At 38.0% G+C, this 12,004-nt stretch carries 12 protein-coding genes; 8 read left to right on the forward strand and 4 right to left on the reverse strand.

The window, feature by feature from the left end; genetic code table 11:
• The first annotated feature begins 208 nt into the window (after positions 1-208).
• The 4 genes from RST01_RS15260 (at position 209) to RST01_RS15275 (ending at position 4,853) form a co-directional block, all read left to right on the forward strand.
• The gene (locus RST01_RS15260) at positions 209-886 is read left to right on the forward strand and encodes a response regulator transcription factor (RefSeq protein WP_147198147.1); all 678 of its coding nucleotides are present in this window, start codon (positions 209-211) and stop codon (positions 884-886) included.
• A complete protein-coding gene (locus RST01_RS15265) occupies positions 883-2,256 on the forward strand; it encodes a sensor histidine kinase (protein ID WP_147198149.1) in 1,374 nt (457 codons plus the stop codon). The genes RST01_RS15260 and RST01_RS15265 overlap by 4 nt, the downstream gene beginning before the upstream one ends.
• A gap of 70 nt (positions 2,257-2,326) precedes the next feature.
• The gene (locus tag RST01_RS15270; RefSeq protein ID WP_147198151.1) at positions 2,327-2,728 is read left to right on the forward strand and encodes a hypothetical protein; all 402 of its coding nucleotides are present in this window, start codon (positions 2,327-2,329) and stop codon (positions 2,726-2,728) included.
• 4 nt (positions 2,729-2,732) lie between these two features.
• Positions 2,733-4,853, forward strand: coding sequence for an MMPL family transporter (locus tag RST01_RS15275; protein ID WP_147198153.1), 2,121 nt, complete (start codon positions 2,733-2,735; stop codon positions 4,851-4,853).
• 65 nt (positions 4,854-4,918) lie between these two features.
• On the opposite strand, the gene RST01_RS15280 is transcribed toward RST01_RS15275, so the two are convergent.
• Entirely contained in the window at positions 4,919-5,707 is a 789-nt protein-coding gene (locus RST01_RS15280) for a FixH family protein (RefSeq protein WP_147198155.1), read from the reverse strand.
• Positions 5,708-5,771: 64 nt separating this feature from the next.
• On the reverse strand, positions 5,772-6,671 hold the full coding sequence (locus RST01_RS15285; protein ID WP_147198157.1) for an EamA family transporter: 900 nt from the start codon (positions 6,669-6,671) through the stop codon (positions 5,772-5,774).
• Between the two features lie 121 nt (positions 6,672-6,792).
• On the opposite strand from RST01_RS15285, the gene RST01_RS15290 reads away from it, so the two are divergent.
• A complete protein-coding gene (locus tag RST01_RS15290; RefSeq protein WP_147198160.1) occupies positions 6,793-7,485 on the forward strand; it encodes a Crp/Fnr family transcriptional regulator in 693 nt (230 codons plus the stop codon).
• Between the two features lie 55 nt (positions 7,486-7,540).
• Here RST01_RS15290 and RST01_RS15295 read toward each other — a convergent pair whose 3' ends face one another.
• Positions 7,541-8,098 (reverse strand): GNAT family N-acetyltransferase, encoded by a 558-nt coding sequence (locus RST01_RS15295; RefSeq protein WP_147198162.1) that lies wholly within the window; start codon positions 8,096-8,098, stop codon positions 7,541-7,543.
• A gap of 183 nt (positions 8,099-8,281) precedes the next feature.
• Here RST01_RS15295 and RST01_RS15300 point away from each other — a divergent pair, with 183 nt between their 5' ends.
• Together RST01_RS15300 and RST01_RS15305 are read left to right on the forward strand one after the other, a co-directional pair.
• Entirely contained in the window at positions 8,282-9,241 is a 960-nt protein-coding gene (locus tag RST01_RS15300) for a carbohydrate kinase family protein (protein ID WP_147198164.1), read from the forward strand.
• On the forward strand, positions 9,238-9,666 hold the full coding sequence (locus RST01_RS15305; protein WP_147198167.1) for a protein-tyrosine phosphatase family protein: 429 nt from the start codon (positions 9,238-9,240) through the stop codon (positions 9,664-9,666). Before RST01_RS15300 ends, RST01_RS15305 begins: the two co-directional genes overlap by 4 nt.
• A 65-nt stretch (positions 9,667-9,731) precedes the next feature.
• Here RST01_RS15305 and RST01_RS15310 read toward each other — a convergent pair whose 3' ends face one another.
• Positions 9,732-10,493, reverse strand: coding sequence for a DUF421 domain-containing protein (locus tag RST01_RS15310; RefSeq protein WP_244946737.1), 762 nt, complete (start codon positions 10,491-10,493; stop codon positions 9,732-9,734).
• A 206-nt stretch (positions 10,494-10,699) separates the two neighbouring features.
• Between RST01_RS15310 and RST01_RS15315 the strand changes: the two genes are divergently transcribed.
• A complete protein-coding gene (locus RST01_RS15315) occupies positions 10,700-11,908 on the forward strand; it encodes an MFS transporter (RefSeq protein ID WP_147198169.1) in 1,209 nt (402 codons plus the stop codon).
• The last annotated feature ends 96 nt before the right edge of the window (positions 11,909-12,004 follow it).

Below are 12,004 nucleotides of genomic sequence, written 5' to 3' on the forward strand. Positions count from 1 at the left end.
GGACGTTGCTAGGCAATCTAAACACAGCTGATTAATCAGTTGTGTTTTTTTGTATTTGAATAAAATAGAGAAATACCCATACTTAGAGATAATAAATACATTATATAAATTCTAATAACTTTTCAAAGGACAATAAATGAATCAACGGGGTACATCTTTCGATAATTAGCTATAATGAAAGAAAAATGATGAAATGGAGCACGCGAAGTTGGTAAAAATATTAGTTGTAGATGATGATCCATTTATTTTAGATCTTGTAAGCATTCATTTAGCACAGGCCCACTATACAACTTTAAAAGCGAGCGATGGTGTACAAGCGCTTGCTATATTAGAAAAAGAGACGCCAGATCTAGTTGTAGCTGATGTCATGATGCCTCAAATGGACGGTTACGAACTGACCAGAATCATAAGAGAACAATGGGATATCCCTGTTCTTTTGCTTACAGCAAGGGGAGAATTGAATGATAAAGAACATGGCTTTAATGCGGGCTCTGATGATTACTTGGTAAAGCCTTTCGAACCAAGAGAATTATTATTTCGGATTGCGGCTATATTGCGCCGTTATGATAAGCCTAATAATTCCATCAATCAAGTAGGTTCGTTAACGATTAACCGAAAGAGTTATGAGGTAACAGCAAACCATACCACGCTCCTATTGCCATTAAAGGAATTTGAAGTACTTGCGTTACTAGGTTCTCGGCAAAATCAAGTCTTTCAGCGCTCAGAGATTATGGAGAAAGTATGGGGGTTTGATTATGAAGGAGATGAACAAACGTTAAATACGCATATTAAGCGCATACGGGAACGATTGGCCAATATTGCACCAGATGTGCATATTAAGACGGTGCGGGGGATTGGCTATAAGCTAGAGGTGATTAAAGAATGAAGTCTTTATACAGCAAATTCTTGCTCGTCACTATACTTACTATGATTGCCAGTTCATTAATTGCCTTTTTACTTACGAACACATATTATCACCAAGTCACTAAGCCTAAAAATGATGCTAAGAATATTACGATTGCGAAGTCTATTGTGAAACCTATTAGCGAATCTACTTCCTTTAAGTTAAAGCAATACCTTCAAACAATGGGGAACGTAGGCTATCAAATCTATTTAGTGGATGAAGACTATAAGGAGTCTTTTTTTGGTGGTAAATATCGATTGAAAAATTTATCGCACAAACAAGTCGATCAAGTCTTAAATGGAGAAGTGTATCACGGCATGCGGAATCTTCCGCAAGAAACCTTTGTCACTGGCTTCTTTGCGAACGAATTATCAAATACGGTAGGTGTTCCGTTCCATTATCAAGGCAAAGCGTATGCGCTGTTTTTACGGCCAGACATTAAATTGCTATTTAGTGAAGTACATACGATTATGGGGGGCTGGTTTTTGTTTATGGTTATCATCAGCTTAATCGCTATGCTATTTTTTGCGAAGTTACTCATTAAGCCTATTACTGAATTGACTTTTGCTACAGGCCGTATTGCGGACGAACGATTTGATACTCCTTTATCAATTGAACGGCGAGACGAAATTGGTCAGCTTGCGGCAAGTTTCAATACTATGATGCAGCGCTTAGAAGAAAATAATCAGATGAGGAGAGAGTTTATCAGCAATGTTTCACATGATTTTCAATCACCATTGCTGAATATTCAAGGTTATGCGGGATTATTAGAGAATAAGAGCCTATCTCCCGAAGACCAGCAGAAATATCTTGAAATAATTCAATCAGAAACACATCGTTTATCGAATTTAACAAAGCAGTTACTATTACTTACTTCTTTAGATCAAACAAGCCAAAGGGCTAAGCGCGAAAATTATTTACTCGATCAGCAATTGAAGCGAGTGATTCAGAAATACAGATGGTTGCTTGATGAAAGACAGATTAACTTGTCTATGGCGTTAGAACCGGTTTCTTATAGAGGAGATGAAAGTCTGCTTGAAAATGTATGGGAAAACTTGCTGACAAATGCGATTAAATACAATCAGCCCAGTGGAGAAATTGATATTTCATTGGTTTCTTCTGAAAAAGGAATCACCATTATGATAAAAGATACAGGTATTGGAATGGATACTCAAACAATAAAGAAAGCATTTGACCGTTTTTATCGCGGGAATGAATCTCGCGGAAAGGATGGAACAGGGTTAGGGTTATCAATTGTTGAAAAGATAGTACATCTTCATAGCGGTCAGATTGAAATAGAGAGCAAATTAGCTAAAGGGACAGCCTTTAAGATATTTCTTCCCCATTTGTAATATGGAGTTCATATCACGTTCATTTACCTCCTTTATAGTAAAGGAAACAAAAAAGTTGGAGGTTATTGGAATGGAAAGAAAATGGGGCATGCGGCTTATACGGGTTGCCGCTATATTCGGTTTAATCGGTGCTATCCTAGGTTCACATATGGCTGGCTCTATGAGCTATCAATTTAAACCAATCCACGCTCATATACTTGTTGTAGGCTGGTTGTCTGTGTTTGCGTGGGGAATATTTTATAGTGTATTTACGCTGAAAAAGAAAGCGCTAGTCGCAATTCACGGGTGGACAGCAATGATTGGTTCAATTGGACTGACAATTGGAATGTGGTTGAATACATTAAAACCTTTTAATATAAACAGTACGGTTGCTTTGCTTATATATATAATCGGTGGTACTGTCCTTTTAATGAGCTTCGGGTTATTTATTCTCTCTACCTTTATGGTAGAAACCAAAAAGGAGAGAGAATAAAAATATGCATGTTTTAAAAGATAAAAAAAGATGGTTTACTATTCTGTTGGCGTGGGTGATTGTGGCCGCTCTTTTTACTTCATTCGCACCTCATGCAAAAGAAGTGACGTCACCTGGCAAAAACTCAGGGCTGCCGGAGACGGACGCATCGATCCAAGCAGAAAAGGCGCTGAAAAAGTACTTTCCCTCCTCAAAAGGGGTTCCACTTTTTGTCGTTGTTCACGATAAAAGCGGTTTGAAGGAAAAGGATGTTAACAAAGCCATGAAGAGTATCGAGCATGGCGTCCCAAATGTCGATAAAGAGTTTACCGTCGTTGCTTTATCTAAAATGCCAAAACAAGCGAGAGCTTCTTTCTTCTCTGAAGATGAAAAGACATTCTTTATGCCTGTTCTTTTACCGAATGGAATGGAAATTAAAGAAGTTAAGATGGCAATGGATAAATTAAAGAAAGAAATATTGAAAGAACAGCCAAGTAACTTGAAAATACATTTCACTGGCCCTGCTGGTATTGAAGCAGATACCTATGAAATGTTCTCGCGAGCAGATATAGTATTAATTTTAGGTACGGTTAGTTTAATCTTTGTGCTACTCATCATTATTTACAGATCACCCTTACTAGCTTTTATACCTCTTATTGGAGCAGGTATTGCCTACACGGTGGTGGATGGTTTGCTTGGATTAATGGGCGATGCCAAGTGGTTTGCAATTGACAGCCAATCATTGTCAATTATGATGATTTTACTGTTTGCTGTTATTACAGATTATTCTTTACTTCTTTTCTCTCGTTTCCGCGAAGAGCTTGAGAAGGGACTGGACATAAATGAGGCGATGAGGAATGCTTTACGCTATGTACGGGAACCTATAATATTCAGTGGTGGTACGGTGCTATTAAGTATGCTTACATTATTTGCGGCGGTATTTGAGACATATCGTGCGTTTGCACCTGTCTTTGCAGTGGCTGTAGCAGTGATGTTAATAGCAGGGCTAACCTTAATGCCCGCCTTATTTGCCATTGCTGGAAAAAAATCTTTTTGGCCTTCTAATCCGAGAAAACGAGCTGAAAAAAGGGTGGGCAAAAAAGGCTTTTGGCATAGACTAGGGCGATTTGTTACAGAGAAGCCATGGATTGCGTTGGCACCTATTGTCCTAGTGCTTGTATTCTTTGCATCTATGGTACAAAGAGTGCATTATACGTTTAATTTGCTGGATTCTTTTCCTAAAGAGATGTCATCTATCCAAGGCTATAATGTGCTTAATAAATCTTTTTCTGCTGGGGAAATTGCACCGAGCACAGTGATGGTCAAATCAAAGGATCCACTTACCTATAAGCAATTAACAGATCTGACAAAGGAATTGAATCAAAAAAGTAGCATTGACCAAGCAGAAATCCAAGGGAACCCTTTCCCGGAAGGGCATCAAAATGTCGCTAAAATTAATCTAGTATTAAAAGAAAATCCTTATTCTGAAAAAGCTTTTGATGATATTGAAAAGCTACGTGATAATTCTTCTAAGCTTTTAGAAAAAAGCCAAATAAAAGGAAAGCTACTAATTGCAGGCGAGTCGGCAAAAAATGCAGATATTCGAAGTGCCAGCAAGGGTGATGAAATCCGGATTATTTCGATTATGACGATTCTCATCATGATTATGCTAGGCATACAAACGCGTTCATTACTTGCTCCAGTCTATATGATGGCGACTATTTTGCTATCATTCGGAGCAGCATTAGGATTTACGGTGTTCTTCTTCCAAGATGTATTAGACTACAAGGGAATCAGTTACCGTATACCACTGTACACTTTTGTTTTTCTCGTAGCATTGGGTATTGATTATTCCATTATGTTGATTTCCCGCATTAGGGAAGAGAAAGAGCATATGCCAATAAAAGAGGCTGTCCTCGAGGGAGTAGCAAAAACAGGTGGTGTTATTTCTTCAGCTGGATTAATACTAGCAGCTACATTTGCCGTACTTATTACACAGCCAGTTATGGAATTGCGTGTCTTTGGTTTTGCTGTAGCTATTGGTGTATTGGTTGATACATTTATAGTAAGGCCAATTGTCATTCCAGCGCTTATTGTTATTTTAGGCAAATACAGCTTCTGGCCTAAAAAGCTGAAACATAATTAATTGGTTTCTTTTAAGTACATGTATAAAGAAAACCTGTATGGTCATCGCCATACAGGTTTTTTGTTTTATTTTACAATAAATCTTTTTGCATCATTAATATGAAGGTCTTCACCATTTCCATTTTCAGCATGAAGCTTTAATAAATAGGGACCAGCTTGTGTAAATGTATGCTTCGCTTCATATGTCCCTGATGATGTTTCCTGTAAATTTATCCAAATCGGTTTACTGCCATTAAACTGGGTAATTACCTGATAACGGACAGAGGCATTTGACAGTGCTTCACCTTTATATTTTAAAGAAACGCTTAAATTCACCTTATCATCTTTTTTAAACGAATTAGGGTTGTTATATATAATTGTTACGTTACCGTGTGTACGCTCATCGTGTTTTGTTACCTGTTTAGCTGATTTGGTAGCTGTGTTATCAGTCGCTTTTTCATTCTTTTGAGAGTTATTACCTGTTACAGCCATCTCTCTGCTCGGCATCACATGGCTTCCGTCTTCGGCAGTTACATGTGCTTTAATCACATAGTTACCTTCATCCTTTATTTTTAGCTTTGCCACATAGGTATCGTCTTTTAAAGTGGCAATCATCATTTGGTGCGTGTTGGCTTCTTCATTTTCCGCTTCAAATGCTACATCTTTTGCCTTTGTATAATTTTTGCCGTCTCTAGTGACAGTAACTTTCAATTCTACCTCATCGCCAACTGTTGCTTGTTTAGGAACAGTGAGGGCAGCGCTTAAATCGGTAGTTTTCTTTTTTGTTTCCGTTCTTTCCCCTTCTTTGCTATTATTGCAGGCAGCTAGAACGGCTATGGAAACCAAAGCAATAATAAGTAGTCCAAATCTTTTCATATAAAAAACTCCCTTCCATTTGCATTGTAGCAAATCGACTAAGGGAGTTTCAAAGTATGCATAGCTATTTAGTTTGTAGTCGCGTCTTTTTTTGTAAAAGGGTTGGAATCATCATGCCTGCGAGTACTAATAAAATGCCGCCGACTTGTAAGATAGAAAGCTTTTCATGGATGACTATTACAGAGGCAAGAATTGCTACGGGCAATTCCATCGCACTCAAAATAGAAGCTAAACCACCACCAACTTTTGGCACTGCTATAGTGAAGAGTAAGATTGGCAGAATAATACCAAAGAAACCTAGCAATAAACCAAAGATAAATAATTCACTACCGAAAAGTTTGCCATTTACGAGAACTTCTGGTGCTTGGAAAAGAAGAACAATAATCATAGCAAACAATGACATGATAGTCATACGGCCAATAGTGGAAATTCCTTCAACTGGGCGAGAGTTGAACTGCATAAAGCAAGCAAAGCTAAATGCAGCTGCAAAGCCAAATGCCCAACCACGCCAATCAAGGCCGCTTAAGTCTACATCTAAAATGCCAGCTGCCAAAATGGTACCGATCACTAAAAATACGAGTGAGAATAATTCAATACGTGATGGGCGTCTTCGATGGATAATACAATCTAAAAATAAACCAATCCACGTGAATTGGAACAACATAACGACCGCTAAAGAAGCAGGTAAATAATGAACGGCTTTTCCGTAAACTATACCTGTAGTGCCTGTCAGTAAGCCAGAAATCATAATAATTAAGAAACCCTTGCCTGTAATCTTTGGCAATGTACGCTGAGTAGCGACAAAAAGAATGAGGGCAAGCAAAAAGCCGACAACATATTGGCTAGTTACAGCTTCAGACGTCTCAAAACCGTGTTGCATCGCAACTTTAATCATGGTTGATAAAATGCCGTAGCAGCTGGAGCCAACAACAATCATTAATGGAAATATTAAATTTTTGTTCATTTTCGACACTCCTGTATATATTCAAACCTATATAGTATAAGACATTAACTGTTTTTGCTTATAATATCTTATCAAAACAGCTTATAATGAAATAGGACATATGTCTATAAAGGAGGCTTTTATGAAAGTAATACATGATTCCTGTAAGCTTCATGAAAAGATACATCAATATAAGCTTCAAGAAATCTTTCCTACTTTTTCTAGCAAGCCCTTTGCCCTTTACCATTATGCTGCTGGCGAAGTATTGCTTCATGAGGGAGAAGAAATGACAATGCTTCTTTATTTAGTAGAGGGAAAGATTAAAACGACATCGAGCGTAGGTACAGGAAAGTCATTGCTTTTGCGCTTTAGCCAGCCACTATCAATTATTGGAGATTTAGAATTGGTACGTCATGTACCCGTACAATCCCAAATCACATCTGTCACCGAGTGTTTATGTATTGCCCTGCCTTTTGATTATATTAACCAGCATGAAAAAAATAATCCTTTATTTTTACAGCATCTCATCAAACATCTTAGCTATAAGCTTCAAACTTGCACGACTGCGGCACGAGTCAATTTGCTGGCTTCTGTAGAGAATCGTTTTGCAAGCTATTTATTAAGCATTACTACACCTGATAATGAATTTGGCGTGGAACTACAAACCCAGAATATAGGTGAAATTGCCGATTTATTAGGTACGACCAGACGCCATTTGGATAGAGTTATCCATAAGTTAAGCGAGCAGGGGATCATCGAGAGAGGAAATAAATTCTTTCGAATATTATCGCATGATGCGCTAGAGGATTTATCGCAAGGCATACGTTATGAATAAGTAATGTTGAAATATAGAAAAACCGGCGAAGCGTAGGTTTCGCCGGTCGTATGCATTAAACTTTTTTAACCATGTGATCAAATTCTTCTCCAATGATTATCCAAGGTTCTGCATATACATAGCCCATTTTTTCATACAGTTTTCGTGCGCGTTCTTTTTCTTTTTCAACACTTAGAGAAAGTTTACTGTAGCCTTTTTCTTTGGCTAGGGTATCCACGTATTCTAAAAGTGCTGTACCAATGCCTTTTCCTCTAAATTTTGGCGAAGTACAAATGGTGTCAATGTAAAACTCATCAGGCCTTGCCTCTACCTCAATAGTCTGGATTTCAGCTCCCTTATCAGCTAGCCACTTTTCGAGGTTATGATCTAGCTCCTGTGCTTGATCACCTCCATAGACCACCATCATCCCCGCAACATTCCCATCAATCTCTGCAACATATGTATTTAGATAGGAATGGCGGTTGTCTTTACGTTTAAATAAAGCCTGCAATTCATTTAAAACAGTTTGAGGTTCTGTTTCTCCGGTTAGCCTATTAGCAATATCACCTATAGCATCTACAATAAGTGGTGCAATATAAGGTGCGTCTGCAATTTGTGCATGTCGTATATTCATTCTATCCCTCCTCTATTTAGTATACCAAAAATGACTAAACTTAATTTTAATAATTCTGTACCTTTAGGATACAATTATGTTGAAAAAAGAATGAGATTTTACCTAATTTTTTTCGTCAAATGCTTTTGTAGTATAAGTCTTCATGGTAGGATAGAAGGAAGATATGTGTGAAGGGGTTTCGAAATGATTGATTCAAAAAAAGAATTAATCCTCGTCTATGGGGATGCATTCGTTGATTTTATAGCAAACGATACGACAAATACATCTTTTACAAAGTATTTAGGCGGTGCAACTGTCAATGTAGCGGCAGGCATAAGCCGAATTGGAGCACCAGCAGCATTAATTACCGTTACAGGCGATGATGAGACATCTCAGTTTGTACGCCAAGAACTAGATCTAGAAGGCGTAATTATGAATTATGCAAAAGTTATTCCAGAAAAACGAGTAAGTGGTGTGCATGTTCATTTAACAGAAGAACATGAACGCATTTTTACAAATTATATAGATGATACACCGGATCTACAAGTCGAGGTACAGCATTTACGTGAGGAAGCATTTGAACGTGCCTCTATATTCAATCTTTGCTCGAATACAATGTTCCACCCTATAGCCCTTGAAACTACGAAGGCTGCTGTGGCATTAGCAAAGAAACATCGTGCACTTGTTGCAATGGACGCGAATATACGTCCACTTCGCTGGGAAAGTCCACAAGTTTGTCAAGAAACGATCTCCGCCTTTTTACAGAAAGCTGATTTATTAAAGCTAGCAGAAGAAGAACTGTTCTTTTTAACTCAAACGAAAACACTTCATGAGGGTGTTGAGGCGCTTAAAGAATATGAAATTCCATTAGTGATGGTTACCGCAGGAGAAAATGGCGCTTATGTAGTATTTGAAGGTGAAATAAAACACGTCCCATCGATTTCTGTTGAATGTGTAGATACGACTGGTGCAGGTGATGCCTTTATGGCGGGAATTCTCAGACAAGTCCATGTATATGGAATGCCTAAAAGTATAGAAGAAGCTTACCAGTTTGTATACTTTGCGAACCAGTTAGGCGCATACGCAGCTACAAAGCCAGGCGCTATTACTGCATTACCTCATTATGAAGAAATCAAAGAATTACTTGATGAGGATTCTAAATGAAAAAAGAATACAACGAATTAATCGAAAATCAACTCTTTTTTGGTGGAGCAAGGGATGTAGAGGGTGCTATTACTAATGAAGGCATAGATCTAGTAGTAGATTTGCGGCAAGAGGAAACCAAAGAAGTGGGTTATACACGAATCCATACACCGATCTCAGATGAACCAAATGAATTAAAGCTATCTATTAGGAATGCAGTAGATGAAGTATTGAACGCTTATCATGATGGTAAAAAGGTTTATTTTCATTGTGGAAGCGGCAGTGGAAAAGCTGGAACGGTTGCATCAGCTGTCCTATTTGAATTAAATAAAGTGAAGACGATCGACGAAGCTATGCAAAAGACGAAAGAAATCCGTCATCAGGCCGTCATCCAGCCATTACGTCAAAAAGCCTTGCAAGAAATGTTTAATGAGTCAAAAGAGTAGCACATTGTGCTACTCTTTTATATTTCCCGGGAAATCTCTTTATTTCTTATACATTCGCCATTATTCTACCCAGTCTTGTCGTTTTTTTGGGCTTTGTCGGGTGTTCGTGTACAAATATATAACGAGCCATTTGGCTGTATCTGTGCGTAAAATACTTCATTTAAATCAGTTATATTCTTTTTCTTTAGTTTCTTCCTTAGACTTTCTTCGGTTAAATTCAGCTCTTCCATTGTAGTCCATACTATTTTTCCATCTACTACAACCTCAGTTGGTATATGTTCAGGAATAGAGACGTCTGCATTTACATCTTGTTTTGTAGCGGATTGTTCTGCTGGTTTTTTAAGGATACTCAGCTGCCCATTGGTTTCTAGGATTGCATAATGAACATCTTGGATAGAATAAACCGATTGTTCCCTGAGCATCATCATTAAATCACTCATATGAAGCTTCACGGACTTTAAGGCTTGCACTGAGATTTCGCCGTTCTTAATAATTACGGTTGGACTGCCGTCTATTATATTTCGCCACTTTGGAGATTTCATGGCAATGTAACTAGCGAGTAATGTGAGTACTGACCACCACACAAGCGAGACTAGACCATCTGGAAAGGATGTTTCTTTCTGAGCCGCTATTTCTGCTGCAGTAGAGCCGATGGTAATACCGGTTATATAATGGAAAAACGTCAGTTGGCTAAGCTGTTTTTTTCCAAGCAATCTTGCTAATATGAGCAAAACGACAAAAGAAATAGTCGTTCGAAATAGCATTTCCCATAAATTTGTTTCCCAAAATTTTGATTCCAAGAAATTAGAATCCCAGAAATTCTCCATATATAGTCACTCCTCTATTCATTCGCGCTTAGTATGAACGTAAAAAAATAGGTTATTCTCTTAATAGAAAGAAAAATGGAATTAAATAATTGCTATAATAAGGTGTAACTTCACTCGTACTCAATTGTTGAAAAGGGCAATACTGTTCTTTTAAGTGAAATTAAAAGTGATAAATAAAATGAAGATAGAAAGAAGTGAATAAGTATATGGCTACAACAATGGCGAAATCCACTTTAGGGAATCCTATCTATCCTATTATTGTTGTGATTGGGATTTGCCATTTGTTTAATGATACATTGCAGGCAGTCATTCCTGCTATGTTCCCTGTATTAGAAAAGGAGATTGGACTGACCTTTACACAATTAGGGTTCATTACTTTTGTATTGAATATGGTTTCCTCTGTTTTACAGCCTGTAGTAGGCTTTTTCAGTGATAAAAAACCGAAGCCGTATGCATTGCCTTTAGGTATGGGATGCACAATGCTTGGTTTAGCAGGCATTGCGTTTTCACCGAATTATTGGATGATTCTGCTCTCTGTTATTTTCTTAGGTTTAGGCTCCGCCGTCTTCCATCCAGAAGGATCACGCGTTAGCTTCATGGCTGCTGGTTTTAAAAGAGGCCTTTCTCAATCGATTTATCAGGTGGGCGGCAATACTGGACAAGCGCTTGCACCATTAATTAGCGCTTTTGTGCTTGTACCTTTTGGACAAATAGGGGCTGCTTGGTTTTTAATCATTGCTGCTATCGGCATTTTTCTTCTTTCACGTATTTCTATATGGTATAAAGAGCAGCTTGAGAAAGAACAAAGCCAAAAGAAGAAAAAAACAATCATATCAAATCTGCCTGTATTGACTAAAAAGCAAATTGGTATTGCACTAGGTTTGCTGATGGCAGTCATTTTTGTTCGCTCTTTTTATGTTACAAACATGACTAACTTTTATGTCTTTTATTTGATGGACCGTTATCATCTTACCATTCAAAAAGGCCAGTTATTTATTTTCATTTTCTTAGCAGTAGGGGCAATCGGCACATTATTCGGAGGACCAATGGCAGACAAGATGGGTCGAAAAAAAGTCATTCTGCTGTCCTTCCTTGTTCCAATCCCACTTGCGCTTTTACTTCCATATATACCTTTATGGCTAGTCGTGGTTTTTCTTTCATTGATCGGCTTCTTCATTATGCTGAGCTTTTCAGTGACAGTCTTGTATGCACAAGAATTAGTGCCAACCAAAGTGGGGACGATGTCAGGCTTAACAGTCGGGCTTGCATTTGGTATGGGAGCAATCGGCTCAGTTGTTATTGGTATAATGATGGACCATTATGGCGTCTTTGATACGATGATATTTATCTCTATATTGCCTGTTTTAGCACTTGTGGCTTTCTGGTTGCCATCAGACCATAAAATGGCTGAATAGTACGGAGAAGGATTATATAACTATAAAGGCAACTTATCGATACATCGAAGGATAAGTTGCCTTTTTGGCCTTTCAAATTTAATTGAAATATCTAGA

The sequence above is a fragment of the Rummeliibacillus stabekisii genome, from assembly GCF_007988965.1.
GTDB lineage: Bacteria > Bacillota > Bacilli > Bacillales_A > Planococcaceae > Rummeliibacillus > Rummeliibacillus stabekisii.